This is a genomic window from Leucobacter alluvii (assembly GCF_039530485.1).
Taxonomy (GTDB): domain Bacteria; phylum Actinomycetota; class Actinomycetes; order Actinomycetales; family Microbacteriaceae; genus Leucobacter; species Leucobacter alluvii.
Genome location: NZ_BAAAOP010000005.1, coordinates 839189 through 858026 on the forward strand (window position 1 = coordinate 839189; position 18838 = coordinate 858026).

General features: G+C 67.3%; 15 protein-coding genes. 5 read left to right on the forward strand and 10 right to left on the reverse strand.

What is annotated here, in order from left to right; translation table 11 throughout:
- Positions 1-417: 417 nt before the first annotated feature.
- Positions 418-801 (reverse strand): DUF3040 domain-containing protein, encoded by a 384-nt coding sequence (locus ABFX18_RS08465; RefSeq protein WP_200328656.1) that lies wholly within the window; start codon positions 799-801, stop codon positions 418-420.
- Positions 802-875: 74 nt separating this feature from the next.
- Between ABFX18_RS08465 and ABFX18_RS08470 the strand changes: the two genes are divergently transcribed.
- Positions 876-1976, forward strand: coding sequence for a polyprenyl synthetase family protein (locus tag ABFX18_RS08470; RefSeq protein WP_346057995.1), 1101 nt, complete (start codon positions 876-878; stop codon positions 1974-1976).
- Between the two features lie 50 nt (positions 1977-2026).
- Here ABFX18_RS08470 and ABFX18_RS08475 read toward each other — a convergent pair whose 3' ends face one another.
- Positions 2027-2392 (reverse strand): Rv2175c family DNA-binding protein, encoded by a 366-nt coding sequence (locus ABFX18_RS08475; protein ID WP_428833646.1) that lies wholly within the window; start codon positions 2390-2392, stop codon positions 2027-2029.
- A gap of 94 nt (positions 2393-2486) precedes the next feature.
- Between ABFX18_RS08475 and pknB the strand changes: the two genes are divergently transcribed.
- Positions 2487-4442 (forward strand): Stk1 family PASTA domain-containing Ser/Thr kinase, encoded by a 1956-nt coding sequence (gene pknB, locus ABFX18_RS08480; RefSeq protein ID WP_346057996.1) that lies wholly within the window; start codon positions 2487-2489, stop codon positions 4440-4442.
- 58 nt (positions 4443-4500) lie between these two features.
- Here pknB and ABFX18_RS08485 read toward each other — a convergent pair whose 3' ends face one another.
- Together ABFX18_RS08485 and ABFX18_RS08490 are read right to left on the reverse strand one after the other, a co-directional pair.
- Positions 4501-5868 carry a class II 3-deoxy-7-phosphoheptulonate synthase gene (locus tag ABFX18_RS08485; RefSeq protein ID WP_090149426.1) on the reverse strand — a complete coding sequence of 456 codons (1368 nt, stop codon included), beginning with the start codon at positions 5866-5868 and terminating at the stop codon, positions 4501-4503.
- A gap of 117 nt (positions 5869-5985) precedes the next feature.
- Complete coding sequence (locus tag ABFX18_RS08490) at positions 5986-6657, reverse strand: 1-acyl-sn-glycerol-3-phosphate acyltransferase (protein WP_200328648.1); 672 nt, start codon at positions 6655-6657, stop codon at positions 5986-5988.
- A 119-nt stretch (positions 6658-6776) separates the two neighbouring features.
- Here ABFX18_RS08490 and ABFX18_RS08495 point away from each other — a divergent pair, with 119 nt between their 5' ends.
- The gene (locus tag ABFX18_RS08495) at positions 6777-8627 is read left to right on the forward strand and encodes an AMP-dependent synthetase/ligase (RefSeq protein ID WP_428833647.1); all 1851 of its coding nucleotides are present in this window, start codon (positions 6777-6779) and stop codon (positions 8625-8627) included.
- A gap of 48 nt (positions 8628-8675) precedes the next feature.
- Here the strand turns inward: ABFX18_RS08495 and def are convergent, their stop codons facing one another.
- The gene (gene def / locus ABFX18_RS08500) at positions 8676-9167 is read right to left on the reverse strand and encodes a peptide deformylase (protein ID WP_346057998.1); all 492 of its coding nucleotides are present in this window, start codon (positions 9165-9167) and stop codon (positions 8676-8678) included.
- A 57-nt stretch (positions 9168-9224) separates the two neighbouring features.
- The gene (locus tag ABFX18_RS08505) at positions 9225-12632 is read right to left on the reverse strand and encodes a pyruvate carboxylase (protein ID WP_346057999.1); all 3408 of its coding nucleotides are present in this window, start codon (positions 12630-12632) and stop codon (positions 9225-9227) included.
- Positions 12633-12826: 194 nt separating this feature from the next.
- Between ABFX18_RS08505 and ABFX18_RS08510 the strand changes: the two genes are divergently transcribed.
- Entirely contained in the window at positions 12827-13669 is an 843-nt protein-coding gene (locus ABFX18_RS08510; protein ID WP_346058000.1) for a ParA family protein, read from the forward strand.
- A 155-nt stretch (positions 13670-13824) separates the two neighbouring features.
- On the opposite strand, the gene ABFX18_RS08515 is transcribed toward ABFX18_RS08510, so the two are convergent.
- The 4 genes from ABFX18_RS08515 to ABFX18_RS08530 form a co-directional block, all read right to left on the reverse strand.
- A complete protein-coding gene (locus ABFX18_RS08515) occupies positions 13825-14391 on the reverse strand; it encodes a MerR family transcriptional regulator (RefSeq protein WP_249290954.1) in 567 nt (188 codons plus the stop codon).
- Positions 14392-14625: 234 nt separating this feature from the next.
- Positions 14626-15303: a transcriptional regulator FtsR gene (ftsR, locus tag ABFX18_RS08520; RefSeq protein ID WP_211648529.1), complete on the reverse strand. Its 678-nt coding sequence runs from the start codon at positions 15301-15303 to the stop codon at positions 14626-14628.
- Position 15304: 1 nt separating this feature from the next.
- The gene (locus ABFX18_RS08525) at positions 15305-15769 is read right to left on the reverse strand and encodes an FHA domain-containing protein (RefSeq protein ID WP_090149863.1); all 465 of its coding nucleotides are present in this window, start codon (positions 15767-15769) and stop codon (positions 15305-15307) included.
- 139 nt (positions 15770-15908) lie between these two features.
- Positions 15909-17387, reverse strand: a complete 1479-nt coding sequence (locus ABFX18_RS08530; protein WP_090149450.1) for a helix-turn-helix domain-containing protein — start codon at positions 17385-17387, stop codon at positions 15909-15911.
- Between the two features lie 138 nt (positions 17388-17525).
- On the opposite strand from ABFX18_RS08530, the gene aceA reads away from it, so the two are divergent.
- Positions 17526-18830, forward strand: a complete 1305-nt coding sequence (aceA, locus tag ABFX18_RS08535; protein WP_346058001.1) for an isocitrate lyase — start codon at positions 17526-17528, stop codon at positions 18828-18830.
- Positions 18831-18838: the final 8 nt, after the last annotated feature.

An 18838-nucleotide genomic window follows, 5' to 3' on the forward strand; every position in this document is an offset into this window, starting at 1 on the left:
TGTTCCTAAACACACTCCACTTTGCTGGCGGAATCGAGCGAATTCGCGAGAATACGCGGCGACGACACGGGAGGCCCGCACGGTCACGGGCAGCACGCCGACCGATTCGAGCCTTCAAGCTCCCGAGAAAGCCCGTCTTCACGCGGTTCGGACACCAGCGGAAGGTTCGAATGGAGCAAAGTGGAGTGCATCGCGGGGTGCGCGCGCCGAATACCGGCAGGACCCGCGGTCGAGCGGCGCGTCAGATCGCGAGCATCGCCGAGCGGGCATGAAAAAAGCGCCAGGTCATTGACCTGACGCGATCGATCCGGTTCGCCCCCGCAGCGGGGGCTTCACATCGGGAGCGGGCTCGCACTCAACTGGTGCCGTAGCGCACGCGATGCGCGCGCAGTATCGCTGCTCGCAGCACTCGTCGAGCTACCGCTCACCCTCCATGCGCTGATCCCACCGGCGCTCCATGCGCTCGCTCAGCGACTCCCGCGAGCGGGGGGCCTTCGGACCCGAACCGGCGGAGGTGATGTCTTCGACGGTGAGCGGCCCGGAAGAACGACGCGACAGCATGAGGATCACGCCGCCGAGCATCACGGCGAACCCGATGAGCCCGAGCCACAGCAGCTGCACCGCCACTCCGGCGACGAGGACTCCGATTCCGAGGATCACGACGATGATGCCGAGCACGAGCGACCGATAGTTCAGTCGACGGGGTTCCGACGAGCCAGCCTGAAGAACGTCGGCTTCGCTCTGATAGAAGCCGCGCTCCATCTCGTCGAGCAACCGCTGTTCGTGCTCTGACAGCGCCATGACGGCCCTCCTGCGCTTCGGGAAAACTTGGTACCGATCAGTCTACGACCCGCAGCCGTGAGTAGGCTAGGCGCGTGCAAGAAACGACCCGACTCGCAGGCCTCATTCAGGAGCGCATCGGCGACATCCTCGAACAGCATCGCAACGAGCTCGCGGCGCTCGGCGCGGACGCCGCGCCGCTGCTGGATGAGGCGAAGCGCTTCCTGATGGGCGGGAAGCGGTTCCGTGCGCAGTTCGCGATCCTGGGCTACCGGTCCGTGCGCGAGCTCGACATCATCGACGACGTCCACGGCCCGGCCGCGCCGGTGCTCGATGCCGCGTGTGCGCTGGAGTTCTTCCACGCCGCAGCACTCATCCACGACGACATCATCGACCGATCGGACACCCGTCGCGGCCGCCCTTCCGTGCACCGCGTGTTCGCCGAGCTGCACGGCGGCCATCGCTGGGCCGGCGACCCCGAGCACTTCGGAATCGCCGGCGCGATTCTGCTCGGAGATCTCCTGCAGTCGTGGGCCGACGAACTCATGCAGCGTGCGTGCGCCGCCGCGATCAGCCCGGGCGCGGCGCAGGCCGCGCGAGCGCACTTCAACCGCATGCGGAGCGAGGTCGCCGTCGGTCAGTACCTCGACGTGCTCGAGGAGCAGCAGATCGCGTTCGCCGCGCACGACGAGCAGTTGGAACGCTCGACCCGGGTGCTCGTCTACAAATCGGCGAAGTACAGCGTCGAGGCGCCGCTCCTGATCGGCGCGGCGCTCGCCGGCGCCGATGAGGAGCAGGAGCAGGCCCTGCGGGACTACGGTCTCCCCATCGGCGTCGCGTTCCAGCTCCGCGACGACCTCCTCGGCGTATTCGGCGACGCATCGATCACGGGCAAGCCCGCGGGCGACGACCTGGTCGAGGGCAAGCGAACAGTCCTGGTCACGCTCGCGCGCGAGAACCTGCCCGGAACCCAGCGGCGCATCTTCGACGACCTGCTCGGCAACGACCTCGAGCCGGAACAGGTCGCGATCCTCCAGCGCACCATTCGCGAGAGCGGGGCAGTCGATCGAGTCGAGCAGATGATCGCGCGCAATGTCGAACGAGCGATCTCCTCGCTCGAGCATTCCCCGACCCGCCGTGACGCGAGCGAGGCGCTGACACGGCTCGCCGACCGGGCGGCGCGACGCGAGTTCTGAGATCGCCCGAGGCCCGACGCGGAGTTCTCACGAACCACGCGCACGAGAGGTCAGAAGGCGAGCGACTGCGTCGCGCGACGCACCGCGCTCTTCCGGCCGGCCTGAAGCGAATCGATCGGCCGCTCCCCCAGCTCGTCGTTCACCGAGAGCATCCAGAGCACCGCTTCCTCCTCGGAGAAACCGGCGTCGTCGAGCACGAGCAGCGTGCCGCGAAGCGATGGCAGCGGCTCGTCGCCCTGCAAGAACTCTGCAGGAACCCGCAGGACGCCGTCGATGCGCACCGACGCGAGTACGCGATCCTCGATGAGGCGGTGGAGACGGCCGGGAGTGATGCCGAGGCGGTCCACGAGTTCGGGGACGCCGAGCATGGGAGCTGTCGTAAACGGGCTACGGTCTGAAGCGGTGTTCTCTGCCACGGGTCCACTCTGCCAGCGGCAACGGGTGAACGCAATCCGCGCGAGCCCGGCGCGCATCATGAAACGGCCATCGAAACTTCCGTAGACTCTCCGGGTGACCACCGTGCCCTCCGACCCGCTGATCGGGCAGACGCTCGACGGCCGTTACGCGATCAGGTCGCGCATCGCGCGCGGCGGCATGGCGATGGTGTACCTCGCAACGGATCTGAGGCTTGAGCGCCGCGTCGCCGTCAAGGTGATGCACGAGCACCTGGCGGAGGATGCGAACTTCACGCGCCGCTTCGAGCAGGAGGCCAGAAGTGCGGCCCGCCTCTCCCATCCCAATCTGGTCAACGTGTTCGACCAGGGGCACGATCTCGGGCGCACCTACCTGGTCATGGAGTATCTGCCGAGTATCACGCTGCGGGAGCTCCTGAAGCAGCAACGGCACCTGACCGCCGAGCAGTCGTTCGAGATCGGGGATGCGGTGCTCTCGGGCCTGGCCGCCGCCCACGGGGCGGGGATCGTCCACCGCGACCTCAAACCCGAGAACGTGATGCTCGCAGACGACGGGCGGATCAAGCTCGGCGACTTCGGGCTTGCCCGCGCAGTCAGCGCGAACACGACCACCGGTCAGGCGCTGCTCGGCACCATCGCGTATCTCTCGCCCGAGCTCGTCACGCGGGGAATCGCCGATGCGCGAAGCGACCTCTACGCATTCGGCATCATGCTCTACGAGATGCTCACCGGCGTGCAGCCGTTCGTCGGCGAGCAGCCGATGCAGATCGCCTACCAGCACGCCCACTCGGACGTGCCCGCGCCATCGCTCCAGAGCGCTGAGGCGAGCCCGGCGCTCGACGCGCTCGTGCTCTGGATGACCCGGCGCGAGCCCGACGAGCGACCGCGCGATGCGAGCGAAGCGCTCGAGTCGCTGCGGGCGATCACCCGGGGGGAAGCCCCCGCCGGTTCGACGCGCGTCCTCCCCCGCATCTCCGATGAGGGAACCCCGACGCCCTCGACGTCCGTGCTCGATCCGTCCGAGCGGTGGGCGGTCGGCAGCGCCCCCGACGCGTCAGAGACCGCAGTCGCCCCCGAGCTCAACGCCAGTGCTGCTGCATCGTCGACGGCCGCTCCCATCGATCGCGCGGCGGAAGCCGGCCGCGTCCGTCAGCGACGCGGCCGGCTCTCGGCTCTGCTCGCCGTGCTCCTGATCGCCGCCGCCGGCGGCTTGAGCTGGTGGTTCGGTCAAGGACCGGGATCCCAGGTGACCATCCCCGACGTCTTCGGCGCGGAGATCGCGGCCGCGCAGGCAATGCTCGAGGAGCGCGACCTCGTCGTGACGCTCGCCGAGTGCTCGAGTCTGGACGTGCCAGAAGGACATGCCTCGTCGACGGAGCCGGCGTCCGGTGCGCGCGTCGACCGCGGCACGCCGATCCAGCTCTGCCAGTCGACGGGCCCGCAGCTGCTTCCCGTTCCCACCCTGGTCGGCTTGTCGCTCGAGGAGGCCGAATCCCTGATCGAAGAGCAGCGGTTCACCGTCGGCCAGGTCTTGGAACAACGCTTCTCCGACGATGAGCCCGGTACCGTGCTCGCGGCGCTCGGGTCGAACGGCGACGCCCTCGGCGACACGTATCCCGAGCGCGCAACCATCGACCTGATCACCTCGGCGGGCAGCGTTCCCGATGTGGCGGGACTCACGGCGGATGCCGCGACGGCCCGCCTCGCCGAGAGCTCGCTGACCGTTGATCCCGCAGCTGGGAGCGAGTCCTACAGCAGCGACGTCGAGCAGGGCTCCGTCATCGCCCTGCTCCCCCAGACCGACCCGATGCGCCCCGGCGATGCCGTGGGCCTCGAGATCTCGCTGGGCCCCGAACTCTTCCCCGTGCCCGACGTGTCCGGTCTCGACCTGCAGGAGGCTATGGACACCTTGAGCGCGGCCGGCTTCACCCCGACCACGCTCGTACCCGACGCGCTGCGCAGTTTCGCGAAGGCCACGGGAACCGACCCGGCCTCCGGCGAGAAGGTACCAGCGGGCACCGAGATCCGCATCAGAAGCACGATCTCGCTCTAACGCGCGGTGCCCGCGCTCCGGAAACGATCCGAAACGCGGGCACCTGAACGCGAGCGGGCTAAGAGATCTTCTTCAGCTCTTCTGCCACCTGGAACGCCAGCTCCAGCGACTGCATGTGATTCAGACGGGGATCGCAGACCGACTCGTACCGCGTGGCCAATGTCGCCTCGTCGATGTTCTCCGACCCACCCAGGCATTCCGTCACGTCGTCGCCCGTGAGCTCGATGTGGATTCCACCGGGGTAGGTGCCGACTTCACGGTGCGCCTCGAAGAAGCCTCGCAGCTCGTCCATGACGTCGTCGAAGCGGCGGGTCTTGTACCCGGTCGCCGTCGTCATGCCGTTGCCGTGCATCGGATCGGTCACCCAGAGCGGTGTCGCTCCCGCGTCGCGCACTCCGGCGAGCAGGCCAGGAAGGACATCGCGGATCTTTCCGGCGCCCATTCGGGTGATGAAGGTCAAGCGGCCCGGCTCGCGCTCGGGATCGAGCTTGTCGATGAGACGGAGAGCGTCGTCGACGGTGGCCGTCGGTCCCAGCTTCACGCCGATCGGATTGCGCACGTGCGAGAGGAACTCGACATGGGCGCCGTCCAGATCGCGGGTGCGCTCTCCGATCCAGAGCATGTGCCCGGAGGTGTCGTACAGATCTCCCGTGCGCGAATCGACACGCGTCAGCGGGCGCTCGTAGTCGAGGAGCAGGGCCTCGTGGCTGACGTAGAACTCGGTCTGAGTGAGCGCCGTGTTGTCGACGCCGCATGCCGCCATGAACCGGAGTGCGCGGTCGATCTCGCCGGCGAGCGATTCATACCGCTGGTTCGCCGGATTCGAGATGAAGCCCTGGTTCCAGGCGTGCACCTGCCGCAGGTCAGCGAAGCCGCCCTGCGTGAACGCGCGGATCAGGTTGAGCGTCGAAGCGGAGACGTGGTAGCCCTGCACCAGGCGTGCGGGATCGGCCGTGCGGGATTCGGTGGTGAAATCGTAGCCGTTCACCAGATCGCCGCGGTAGGCCGGCAGGGTGACGCCCTCGCGAGTCTCGTCGTTGCTCGAGCGCGGCTTCGCGAACTGCCCCGCCATGCGCCCGACTTTGATCACGGGCATCGAAGCGCCGTACGTGAGGACGACCGCCATCTGCAGCAGCGTCTTCACGCGATCGCGGATGCGGTCGGCCGTCGCCGCGGAGAACGTCTCAGCGCAATCGCCGCCCTGCAGCAGGAACGCCTCGCCGCGCGCGGCGGCCGCGAGGCGGTCGCGCAGCTGGTCCGCTTCCCCTGCGAACACGAGCGGCGGCTGCGACGAGAGCTCGCGAGCCGAATAGGCAACGGCGTCAGGATCGGGCCAGACGGGCTGCTGCTTGGCCTCGAGCGCCTGATAGGCGTCGAGCTCCGCGAACGCTCGTTCGGCAGCAGTCTCGTGAATCTGGCTCGTCATGTCGATCCCTTACGTGAGTGGGTACAGAAATATCGCGGCGATCGGCCGCGACCGTATCAGCCTACTGCCTCACGGGGCGCAGGCACGAAGTGCGACCGATGCCCGCAGCGAACGGCGCTAGCGGTTGCGGACGCTCGACGCGTAGACGTCGACGTAGGTCTGCCCGCTGAGCTTCTGGATCTCGAGCATGATCTCGTCCGTGACACTGCGCAGCACGAACCGATCGGCGCTCATCCCCGAGAAGCGGCTGAAGTCGAGGGGCTTGCCGACGACGGTGCCGATGCGACGGATCTTCGGGACCTTCGCGCCGATCGGCATGGCCTTCTCCGTGTCGATCATCACCACCGGAACCACCACCGCCCCCGATTCGAGCACGAGACGAGCGACGCCGGTCCGACCGCGGTAGAGCCGCGCGTCGGGGCTGCGGGTGCCCTCGGGGTAGATGCCGAGCACGTCCCCGCGATCCAGCACGCTGAGCCCGGTGTTCAGCGACGCCTCCGACGCCTTGCCCCCCGACCGGTCGATCGGAAGCTGGCCGACCGCGGTCATGAAGGACTTCACCAGCCAGCCCTTCAGCCCCTTCCCGGTGAAGTAGTCGCTCTTCGCGAGGAAGTACACGCGTCGGTCGATCATCGTCGGCATGAAGAAGGAATCGATCACCGAGAGGTGGTTTCCTACAATGATCACCGGTCCGGTCGCCGGAATGTTCTCGGCACCCTCCAGCCACGGGCGGAAGATCGTTTTCAAGATCGGCCCGATGATCAGGTGTTTAAAAATCCAGTAGAGCACAGCCCACGATTCCTCTCGACTGAGAACACCCTACCGGAGCCGGGGGTGCGACGGAGGTATGCATATAGGGTGGCAGAGCAAGGTGCGACGCGAGACGCCGCGTCGCGTATGACGGATACATGAGTATCGAAGGAGCTGCCGTGAATCAGTCCGAGACCCCGATCCTCGTCCCACCGGTGCCAGAGGACAACATAACGGACCTCCTGGAGCAGCGGGCGCAGGCGACCCCCGATCGGGCCCTGTTCGCCGTTCCGGCCGGCGATGGCTGGCGCGACATCAGCGCGACCGCTTTCCGCGCGGACGTGGTGGCCCTCGCGAAGGGATTCGTCGCTGCCGGCATCGAGCCCGGCGATCGCATGGCGTTCATGTGCAAGACGAGCTACGAGTGGACGCTCGTCGATTTCGCGATCCACTATGTCGGCGCGGTCATGGTGCCGATCTACGAGACCTCTTCGCCGCTGCAGGTGCACTGGGTGCTCGAGGATTCCGGTGCCCGTGCCGTCATCACCGAGACGGACGATCACGCTGCGCGATTCGAGGAGATCCGTGACGATCTCCCTGCGGTCGGGCTGACGTGGCGCCTCGACCAGGGCGCGCTCGCCGAGCTTCGCGCGGCCGGCGCGGGCGTCGACGACGCGGAGATCGATCGCCGTCGCGCGCTCGCCCAGGGCGCGGACATCGCGACCGTGATCTACACGTCGGGATCGACGGGGCGGCCGAAGGGGTGCGTGCTGACGCACGCGAACTTCGTCGATCTCTCGCGGAACGCGGCCGCGGCGCTCTCCGACGTCGTGCAGCAGCCCGGTGCCGCGACGCTGCTGTTCGTCACCCTGGCTCACGTGTTCGCCCGTTTCATCTCCGTCATGTCGGTGCACGCTGGCGTGCGCGTCGGGCACCAGGCCGACACCAGCCAGTTGCTCCCGGCGCTCAGCTCGTTCCAGCCGACGTTCCTGCTCGCCGTGCCGCGGGTGTTCGAGAAGGTCTACAACTCGGCGGAGCAGAAGACCGAGGCCGAGGGCAAGGGCAAGATCTTCCGGGCCGCGGCCAAGGTGGCCGTCGCCCACTCCGAGGCGCTCGATGCCGGCAAGGTGCCGTTCATGCTCGGCGTGAAGTTCCGCGTCTTCGACAAGCTGGTCTACGGCAAGCTTCGCGAGAAGCTCGGCGGTAAGGTGCGCTTCGCCGTCTCGGGCTCCGCTCCCCTCAGCCACTACCTCGGCCACTTCTACCGCAGCCTCGGCGTCAAGATCCTCGAGGGCTACGGTTTGACCGAGACCACGGCGCCCGCCACCGTCAATCTCCCGAACAAGTTCAAGATCGGCACGGTCGGCCCGCCGCTTCCCGGACACACGGTCCGAATCGCGGAGGACGGTGAGATCGAGGTCAAGGGCATCGATGTCTTCAAGGAGTACTGGAACAACCCGGAGGCCACCCGCGAGGCGTTCACCGACGACGGGTTCTTCCGCACCGGGGACATCGGCTCGCTCGACGACGACGGGTACCTCTCCATCACCGGACGCAAGAAAGAGATCATCGTCACGGCAGGCGGCAAGAACGTCGCCCCAGCCGCACTCGAAGATCCCATCCGCTCGCACACGATCATCGGTCAGGTCGTCGTCGTCGGAGATCAGCGTCCGTTCATCTCAGCGCTCATCACCCTCGATCCCGAGATGCTCGCACCGTGGCTGAACAATCACGGCGAGGACGCGACGATGACTCTCGAGGAGGCTGCAGTGCACCCGAAGGTTCTCGCTGAGGTGCAGCAGGCCGTCGACCAGGGCAATGCGTACGTCTCCCGCGCCGAGTCCATCCGGAAGTTCGTGATCCTGCCGACAGAGTTCATCGAGGCCAACGGTCACCTCACTCCGAAGATGAGCATCCGACGGGACAACATCCTCCGCGACTTCGCGGGAGAGATCGCCGACATCTACGGAGAGCATCCGCAGACGGAGAACGTCTCCGTCGTCAGGTAGTCGGCGCCGCATCTCGGGCGGAGGTCCACCGGGCCGCGCCCGGAACGATCAGAACCAGCTCGAGGTGCGGATCTGGCGCATGGCCTCGCCGCGCGTATCGCGATCGAGACGCGAGAGGTAGAGCTTTCCGTCGAGGTGATCGCATTCGTGCTGCAGCGCCTGCGCGAGCAGGCCATCACCGGCGATCTCGACCGCGTGCCCGTCGAGATCGATGCCGCGCACGGTCGCCCGAGGGTACCTCGCCACGTCGAACCAGAGGTCCGGCACCGAGAGGCATCCTTCGCCGGTCAGCACCGGCTCCCCCTCGAGCGCGACGATCTCCGGATTGATCACGTAGCTGAGTTCGCCGTCGATGTGCAGGCTGAACACCCGGAGCGTGTGTCCGATCTGCGTGGACGCGAGCCCGGCTCGGCCCTCCATATCGACGGTGTCGAGCAGGTCCTGCACGAGGGCTCTGACACCCTCGTCGATCTCGACGACCGGATCGCACACGGTGCGGAGCACGGGATCTCCGAAGACCCTGATTTCACGAATTGCCATGGCACCCGAGCCTAGCGCCTCGTTGCAGCGCGAGTCTGCAACGAGGCGCTCGTGCTGCTACTCCGCCCCGGAGACGACCGCGATGAGGTCGCCGGATTCGAGTCCGCGCGTACCCGTGAACACGATCCGCTCGATGCGGCCGGAGATCGGCGCCGTGATGGCGGCCTCCATCTTCATCGCCTCGATGGAGGCGACCGGCTGACCGGCCTCGACGACGTCGCCCTCCGCGACCTTCACGGTCACCGTGCCCGAGAACGGTGCAGCGACGTGCCCCGGCGCCGAACGATCGGCTTTCTCCGCGAGCACCGCCTCGACCTTCACGGATTCATCCTTGACGAAGACTTGACGCAATTGGCCGTTCACGCGCACCATCACGGTTCGCAGGCCCTTATCGTCGGCTTCGCCGATGGCCTCCAGCCCCACGTACAGCCGCACGCCCTTCGCGAGATCGATCGCGCGCTCCTCGCCCGATTGCAGGCCGTAGAGGTAGTCCGCTGTATCGAGCACCGAGACGTCGCCGTACTGCTCGCGGACGTCCGAGTACTGCTGGGTCGGCTGCGGGAAGAGGAGGCGATTGAGCGTCTCGCGCCGCTCAGCGCTCGACCCGTTCAGCAGCGCAGCGTCCGCATCGGAAACGGGCGCGACATCGATGTTCACGGTGCGACCCTTGAGCACCTTGCTGCGGAAGGGTTCCGGCCACCCGCCCGGGATCTCGCCCAGCTCTCCGGCGAGGAACCCGACCACTGAGTCGGGGATGTCGTACTTCTCCGGGTGGGACTCGAAGTCCGCCGGATCGGCGTCCACCGCCGAGAGGTGCAGGGCGAGATCGCCGACGACCTTCGACGACGGTGTCACCTTCGGAATGCGGCCGAGGATGCGGTCGGCGGCGGCGTACAGATCCTCGATCTTCTCGAAATTGTCGGCCAGTCCCAGCGCGATCGCCTGCTGCCGCAGGTTGGAGAGCTGCCCGCCAGGGATCTCGTGCGTGTACACGCGCCCGGTCGGGCTCGGGAGCCCGGATTCAAACGGGCGGTACACGGAGCGCACGGCGTCCCAGTACGGTTCGAGCGCGAAGACGGCGTCTTGCGAGAGGCCCGTATCGCGATCCGTGTCGGCGAGCGACGCCACCAGTGCGGACAACGACGGCTGACTGGTCGTGCCCGACATCGGCGCCGATGCGGCGTCGACCGCATCCACCCCGGCAGCACTCGCCGCGAGCAGCGTTGCGAGCTGCCCGCCCGGAGTGTCGTGAGTATGCAGATGCACCGGGAGATCGAACCGCTCGCGGAGCGCGGTGACGAGCTTCGCCGCGGCAGCCGGGCGCAGCAGCCCCGCCATGTCCTTGATCGCGAGCACATGCGCGCCGGCATCGACGATCTGCTCGGCGAGACGCAGATAGTAGTCCAGGGTGTACTTGTCCTCCGCCGGGCTCAGCAGATTGCCGGTGAACGACATCGCGACCTCGGCGACCGCTGTGCCGGTCTCTCGCACCGCGTCGATCGCGACACGCATCTGGTTCACGTCGTTGAGCGCGTCGAAGATGCGGAAGACGTCCACTCCGGTCGACGCCGCTTCCCGCACGAAGGCCTGTGCGACCTGCTCGGGGTACGGGGTGTACCCGACCGTGTTCTGGCCGCGCAGCAGCATCTGAATCGGTACGTTCGGGAGCGCCTCGCGCAGCTTCGCGAGTCGCTCCCAGGGGTCCTCCCCCAGGAACCTCAGGGCGACGTCGTACGTGGCACCGCCCCACGCCTCGACCGACCACAGCTCGGGCGTCATGCGCGCCACATAAGGAGCCACGCGCGCGAGATCCTTCGTGCGCACGCGAGTCGCGAGCAGCGACTGATGGGCGTCGCGGAACGTGGTCTCGGTCACCGCGAGCGCGGTCTGCTCGCGCAGCTGACGCGCGTAGGCTTCCGGCCCGATCTCCAGGAGGAGCTGCCGCTTCCCCGCAGGCGCTGGCCTGGACAGATCGAGATGGGGCAGCTTGGCCTCGGGATCGATGAGTTCGGGACGGGGGCCGTGCGGCTGGTTCACGGTGACGTTCGCCACATGCTGCAGCAACCGTGTCGCGCGATCCTTGGACGCGTTCATCTTGAGCAGTTCCGGGCGTTCGCCGATGAACTGGGTCGAGATGTCGCCGGACTGGAAATCGGTGTCGGCGAGAACGGCCTGGAGGAACGGGATGTTCGTCGCGACGCCGCGAATGCGGAACTCGGCGAGCGCCCGCTGCGCGCGGCGCACCGCGTCCTCGAACGATCGCCCGCGGCAGGTGAGCTTCGCCAGCATCGAGTCGAAGTGCGGGCTGATCTGCGCACCGACCTCGATCGTGCCGCCGTCGAGGCGCACCCCGCCGCCGCCCGGCGAACGGTACGCGGTGATGCGGCCCAGGTCGGGCCGGAACCCGTTGACCGGATCCTCCGTGGTGATCCTGCACTGCAGCGCTGCGCCTCGCAGCTGAATGCGATCCTGGGTCAATTCGAGTTCAGCCAGGGTCGCCCCCGCCGCGATCCGCATCTGCGCGCGCACCAGATCGACATCGGTGACCTCTTCGGTCACCGTGTGCTCGACCTGGATGCGCGGATTCATCTCGATGAAGACGTGCTCCCCGGCGCGCTCGCCCGCGGTGTCGAGGAGGAACTCCACGGTCCCGGCGTTCTCGTACCCGATCGATTCCGCGAACGCGATCGCGTCGCGTGTGAGTTCTGCCCGCTTCTCCTCCGTCAGGTTCGGAGCCGGCGCGATCTCGACGACCTTCTGATGGCGGCGCTGCACGGAGCAGTCCCGCTCGAACAGGTGCACCGTCGCCCCGGTCGAGTCCGCGAGCACCTGCACTTCGATGTGCCGCGGGCGCAGCACGGCCTGCTCGATGAACATCGTCGCGTCGCCGAACGCGGACTCCGCCTCGCGCATGGCCGCAGCCAGCGCGTCACGCAGATCCTCGACCCGCTCCACTCGCCGCATCCCTCGTCCGCCGCCGCCGGCGACCGCCTTCGCGAACACGGGGAACCCGATCTCCTCGGCGCCGGCGACCAGCGCTTCGATGTCGGTCGACGGCGGGGTGGATCGCAGGACGGGAACCCCCGCCGCGATCGCATGCTCCTTCGCGGCGACCTTGTTGCCCGCCATCTCGAGCGCGGTCTTGCCCGGCCCGATGAACCGGATGCCGGCGGCATCGGCGGCCGCCGCGAGATCCGGATTCTCCGACAGGAAGCCGTACCCCGGGTAGATCGCATCCGCGCCCGACTCGACGGCGACCCGCACGATCTCGGCGACATCGAGGTATGCGCGGACCGGATGCCCCACCGAGCCGATCAGGTACGCCTCGTCGGCCTTCAGCCGATGCAGGGAATTGCGGTCCTCGTACGGGAACACTGCGACCGTCTGCGCCCCCAACTCGTGCGCCGCTCGAAACGCCCGAATCGCGATCTCACCACGATTCGCCACCAAGATCTTCTGGAACACTCCGCCTCCTTGCTACTGTTCTCGCCGCCGGGTGCTCGCACCGTCGAACTGGTTCGATATCAAGATACATGGTCGGTCGCGCGCGAGTGGTCATATGGCGAACTGCGGCGGGAGCCGCCGGCCCGGGGTCGACGATTCCGTTCGCCCACGACGAAGTCAGGCGACGCACGGGGCGAATCCACTAAACTTGCCACGTGCATGTATTGAGTGTGAGTTCCCTCAAGGGCGGCGTCGGCAAGACGACCGTGACGCTCGGCCTCGCTTCAGCCGCGTTTTCCCGCGGCCTGCGGACACTGGTCGTCGACTTCGATCCGCAGTCCGACGTGTCGACGGGTCTGGCCGTGAACCCCGAGGGGTTCGCCAACGTCGCGAACGTGCTCGAGAGCCCGAAGGAGAAGACGGTTCGGAGCGCCATCGCGCACAGCGGCTGGAACGACTACCACGAGGGCGGCAAGATCGACCTCCTCGTCGGCAGCCCCTCGGCGATCAACTTCGACGGCCCCCACCCCTCCACACGCGACATCTGGAAGCTCGAAGAGGCCCTCGCGGTCGTCGAGTCCGAGTACGACCTCGTCCTCGTGGACTGCGCACCTTCGTTGAACGCCTTGACCCGAACCGCATGGGCGGCGAGCGATCGCGTGCTCGTCGTCGCTGAACCGAGCCTGTTCGCCGTCGCGGCCACCGACCGCGCGCTTCGCGCGATCGAAGAGATTCGGCGCGGCGTCAGCCCTCGTCTGCAGCCGCTCGGAATCCTCATCAATCGCACGCAGCCCCAGTCGCTGGAGCACCAGTTCCGCATTCGGGAGCTCCGCGAGATGTTCGGCCCCTTGGTGCTCAACCCGCAGCTCCCTGAGCGCCTTTCGCTGCAGCAGGCGCAGGGCGCCGCGAAGCCGGTGCACATGTGGCCGGGCGAAGCTTCTCAGGAGATGGCCGCGAACTTCGACCTGGTGCTCGATCGGATTCTTCGATCTGCCGGTATGGACGCCGGGCGCGCCGGAGCTTCGAACGCTCCCACTGCTACCGTCGTGGAGAACTGAGAGCGAGCTCTCGCATTGCGTGGAGCGCTCTGCCTCGACGCGCTCGATACCGGGCATCCCGGAGCTGAGCTCTCGCGAATCTGAGTCGTCGCGGAGCTGACCCCCGTTCGAGTTCGCAGGACGCGCGCCACTCCGACGCGCGCCACTCCTTGGAGTCAGGAGATCTTGCGGGTCTCCCGCCGAGCTGCCAGCTCGTCGACCGCGGTCCCCGTCGTCTCCGACGCGGTCTCCTCACGGTGCTCGTCCATGTCGACCAGAGACGTCTCCACTTCGCGGAGCACCTTGCCGACGGCGATGCCGAAGACCCCTTGCCCGCGGCTCACGAGGTCGATGACCTCGTCGTTCGAGGTGCAGAGATAGACGCTCGCTCCGTCGCTCATGAGCGTCGTCTGCGACAGGTCGTGGACGCCGGCTTCGTGCAGCTGAGCCACGGCGGTGCGGATCTGCTGCAGTGAGATTCCGGTGTCGAGCAGACGCTTCACGAGCTTGAGTACGAGGATGTCTCGGAAGCCGTAGAGGCGCTGCGAGCCGGATCCCTTGGCGCTGCGCACGGTCGGTTCGACGAGGCCGGTGCGAGCCCAGTAGTCGAGCTGGCGGTAGGTGATGCCGGCTGCGCGGGCTGCCGTGGCGCCCTTGAATCCGCCGTCCTGATTCGGGCGCGGAAGGCCGTCGTCGAACAGCACATCAGCGTCGATGGAGAACGAGGTGAACGGCTCGGCCATTGCCGCCACATCCGACTCCGTGCCGACGTGCGCGGGCGGATTCGCCGCGTCGCCGCCGGGCCGCTGAGTGTGCTCCATCGTGTTCCTTTCACATCGGCGCGCGCAAGGATGGGCGCCGAACTTCACCAACGCTATCGAGCACTTCGCCCTGGTGCAACGACCGTTGAGGGTTAATTATCGCGTGTCGACCTCAAGTGGAACTTGAGGGTTGAAAACGCGCCGAAGTTCGCGTCGTCAGGCGTTGCCGATCCTCCGTCGCAACACGCCGGCGCGCACCGTGTCGAGGTGATCCGCGATCTCGAGCGCCCCTTCCACCGCAGCAGGCGACGCCGCCTTCACGCCCCGCGTCGAGACGGCATGGCCGATGAGTTCGGCCTCGCGCTCGGCCGCGACGCGCAGCGGCCGGAGGTGACGCGGAGTGATGCCCTGCTCGGAGAGCTTCAACAGCGCGGTCACCTGCGCGACCGCGTCGTGCGGAAACACCTCGGCTGCTGGCAGCAGGCCAGCCGCGATCGCCTCGCCGATGAACCGCGGGCTCGCCCCGGTCAATCGCCGCAGCTCTTCACTGCTCAGGACGCGCTTCGGCGCCAGAATGCTCGAGGCGCTGCGCGGCGCAGCTCCGGGGATGATCGGGTCACGGCCGGCGTCGAGTTCCTCGAGCACCTCCGCGATGACTTTCAACGGCAGGTAGTGATCGCGCTGCAGCGTGAGAATCAACCGCAGGCGTTCGATGTGCGCCTGCGAGAATTTTCGATAGCCCGACTTTGTTCGCTCAGGCGTGACGAGCCCCTGCTCCTCGAGGAAGCGCAGCTTCGAGGGGGTCAGGTCGGCGAAGTCGTCCTGCAGCCGGGCTAGCACGTGACCGATGCTGAGGAGACCTGAAGGGTTTTGGCGGGCCTGGGAGGCCGCCACGCTAGTTCTCCTCGGCGAGATCGAATCGGGAGGCGAAGAAGGTGAAGCGGAACTTGCCGACCTGCACCTCTGCGCCGTCCTGCAGCACGACCGAGCCGTCGATCCGGGTCCCGTCGCAGAAGGTGCCGTTGAGCGAACCGAGGTCGGCGACCGAGAACGTCGTACCGCTGCGGCGGAACTCCGCATGTCGTCGGGATACGGTCACGTCGTCGAGGAAGATATCCACCGCCGGATGACGACCGGCGACCGTGACGTCCTGGTCGAGGAGGAAGCGCGCGCCCTGATCGGGGCCGCGCCTCACGACGAGAAGCGCCGCACCGGAGGGCAAGGCTTCCACCGCTTCCCGCTCGTCGATCGTCAGATCGGTCGCCCGCGTGCGAATGAGTGCGCCCAGATCTTCTCGGAACTGCTGGGTCGATCGCACTTCCGTACTCTCTGCGCGACGGGCATGATTGTCGCTGCTCATGTCCTCACCCACTTCTTCACTCGGGGCCTCAGCAAGCCATTCGGCTCGACACTTCTACGCTATCGCAGGCGAGGCTCCCGGCGCACGTCGGCGGCGACTTTTGTCGACGCTCACGGCGTGGCGTCCAGCAATTTCCCCGCTATTCGTGAGATTCGAGAAACGCGTAGACCTCGTGGGCGTCGACGCCGGGAAACGTTCCCGTCGGCAGCGCCGCGAGCAGGCTCGTCGGCGTCGCCGCCTCGGGCCACGCAGCCGCCTCCCACTTCCGGGTCAATTCGGCCGAGGCCTGCCGGCAGCACTGATCGTCCGGGCAGAAGGACTGAGAACGATGGGCCGTCTCCCGCCCGCGGAACCACTTCACGTCGGAGAAGCGCACCCCGACGCTCACGGAGTACTGCCCTTCTTTCGCCTTCTCGACCCGGGAGGTGCACCAGTAGGTGCCCCCCGCCGCCATGTCGGTGTACTGGTACCACGGGTTGAAACGGTCGGGCTGCCCGAAGACCGTCCGCGCGGTCCAGTTCCGGCACACGGTTGCTCCCTCGAAGTTCCCGAGCGCGTCCGACGGGAATCGCACTCCGTCGTTCTCATACGCCTTGATCAGCGTCCCCGATTCGTGCGCCTTCATGAAGTGCACCTCGAGCCCGAGTCGCTCACTCGCCAGATTGGTGAACCGGTGGGCCGCCATCTCGTAAGAGACGCCGAAGGCATCGCGCAGATCCTCCATCGAGATCTGTCGCTGCTGCTTCGCTTCGGCGAGCAGCGGAACGGCCGCCGCCTCCGGGAGCAGCACGGCGCCCGCGAGATAGTTGGCCTCAACGCGCTGCCGCAAGAACTCGCCATAGCTGCTCGGCTCCTCGTGCCCGCAGACCACACTCGCGAGCGCTCGCAGGATCGGGGCGCGCGCATCTCGCGATGGGACCGCGCCGCTCAGATACACCCTGCCGTTGCGGCGATCGATCACGGAGCGCGTCGAGTGCGGCATGTCGGAGACGTAATGCAGACTGAACCCCAGGCGCTCCGAGATGTTCGCGATCGTCTGCTGCGACACCGGGCCGCCCGCGTACCCGACGCTGTCGAGGAGACCGGTGGCCGCGCCCTCGAGTTCGGCGAAGTAGTTGCCGACGCTGCGCATCTGCGCCCGGAGTTCGGTGTTCGCACGCCGAGCCTCCTCCGGCGTCGCAGCGCGCTCCCGATGGAGCCGTTCGACTTCCTGATGCAGCCCGAGGATCGCCTGGAGCGTCTCGTCGCTCGTCGCCTTGGAGACGCGGATCGGCTGCAGACCGAGTGACTGGAACACGGTTCCTCGCTGCGCGCGCTCCACCGCGATCTCGAGGGCGGCGCGCTCCGAGGGCGCCTCCGTGTCGAGCAGCGTGTCCACCGTCACGCCGAGCGCCACCGCCAACGACCTGAGCATCGGGAGCCGGGGTTCCCGTTTCCCGTTCTCGATCGCGGAGAGCTGGGACGGTGCGCGGTCGACGGCACGCGCCAATTGCTCCAGAGTCAGGCCCCGCGAGGTGCGCAGCGCGCGGACGCGGCGCCCGAGGAGCAGCGCATCGCCCGCGGCTTCGCCGCTCGTCGCCTGCGCCGGATCGATATCGAGAAGAGTCATGCGGCTCATCCTCGCAGACGCACTTTCTTCCGGCAAGTGAAAAAACTTCAATTCTTCACCCCCCGAAGTGCCCAATCCGACTGGTGAGCACCCCTCAGGATGGAACTACACGGAAAACACGCCTTCGGGCCGAACACAGGAGTCATCGTGACCAACGACGCATCGCAGACCCCCTCATCCGCCGAGCAGCTCGCCTGGGACTGGGAGAACGACCCGCGCTGGGACGGAATCACCCGCGATTACACCGCCGCCGACGTCGTCAAGCTCAGGGGAACCGTGCAGGAGGAGCACACGCTGGCGCGCCGCGGCGCCGAGAAGCTGTGGAGCCAGCTCACCAGCGAGACCCCGACCGGCGGCTACACGAACGCCCTCGGAGCACTCACGGGCAACCAGGCCGTGCAGCAGGTGAAGGCCGGCCTGCGCGCGATCTACCTCTCGGGCTGGCAGGTGGCCGCCGACGCCAACATCTCGGGCCACACCTACCCCGATCAGTCGCTCTACCCCGCGAACTCGGTGCCGCAGGTCGTGCGCCGCATCAACAACGCACTCCTCCGAGCCGACCAGATCGAGCACTCCGAAGGCATCAGCACCGTCGAGGACTGGCTGGTTCCGATCGTCGCCGATGCCGAGGCCGGCTTCGGCGGACCCCTCAACGCGTACGAGCTGATGAAGTCGATGATCGCGTCCGGTGCCGCCGGCGTGCACTGGGAGGATCAGCTCGCGAGCGAGAAGAAGTGCGGTCACCTCGGCGGCAAGGTGCTGATCCCCACGCAGCAGCACGTGCGCACGCTGAACTCCGCGCGCCTCGCGGCCGACGTCGCCGGCGTGCCCAGCGTCATCATCGCCCGTACCGACGCCGAGGCCGCGACGCTCATCACCTCGGACGTCGACGAGCGCGATCGTCCGTTCGTCACCGGAGAGCGCACGGCGGAGGGCTTCTACAAGGTCACGAACGGCCTCGCGCCGTGCATCGCGAGGGCGAAGGCCTACGCACCGTGCTCCGATCTCATCTGGATGGAGACCGGCACCCCCGACCTGGAGCTGGCGCGCCAGTTCGCCGAAAGCGTCAAGGCCGAATTCCCGGATCAGATGCTCGCCTACAACTGCTCTCCCTCGTTCAACTGGAAGAAGCACCTGGACGACGAGACGATCGCGAAGTTCCAGCGCGAGCTCGGAGCGATGGGCTTCTCCTTCCAGTTCATCACCCTCGCGGGATTCCACGCACTGAACTCGTCGATGTTCGACCTGGCGCACGGCTACGCCCGCGACGGGATGTCGGCGTACGTCGAACTGCAGGAGCGCGAGTTCGCAGACGAGGCGCGCGGCTACACGGCGACGAAGCACCAGCGCGAGGTCGGCACCGGATACTTCGACGCGATCTCCACCGCACTCAACCCGGACGCCTCGACCCTCGCACTCGTCGGCTCCACCGAAGAGGGCCAGTTCCACTGAGCGACGGT

What these genes read in the sequence shown, in the direction of transcription:
- ABFX18_RS08515 (WP_249290954.1), bottom strand. Translation starts at nt 14,391, where the DNA reads ATGGCCGAGCCGTTCACCTCGTTCTCCATCGACGCTGATGTGCTGTTC.
- ABFX18_RS08485 (WP_090149426.1), bottom strand. Translation starts at nt 5,868, where the DNA reads ATGACGAGCCAGATTCACGAGACTGCTGCCGAACGAGCGTTCGCGGAG.
- ABFX18_RS08495 (WP_428833647.1), top strand. Translation starts at nt 6,777, where the DNA reads ATGAGTATCGAAGGAGCTGCCGTGAATCAGTCCGAGACCCCGATCCTC.
- ABFX18_RS08465 (WP_200328656.1), bottom strand. Translation starts at nt 801, where the DNA reads ATGGCGCTGTCAGAGCACGAACAGCGGTTGCTCGACGAGATGGAGCGC.
- ABFX18_RS08530 (WP_090149450.1), bottom strand. Translation starts at nt 17,387, where the DNA reads ATGAGCCGCATGACTCTTCTCGATATCGATCCGGCGCAGGCGACGAGC.
- ABFX18_RS08525 (WP_090149863.1), bottom strand. Translation starts at nt 15,769, where the DNA reads ATGAGCAGCGACAATCATGCCCGTCGCGCAGAGAGTACGGAAGTGCGA.
- def (WP_346057998.1), bottom strand. Translation starts at nt 9,167, where the DNA reads ATGGCAATTCGTGAAATCAGGGTCTTCGGAGATCCCGTGCTCCGCACC.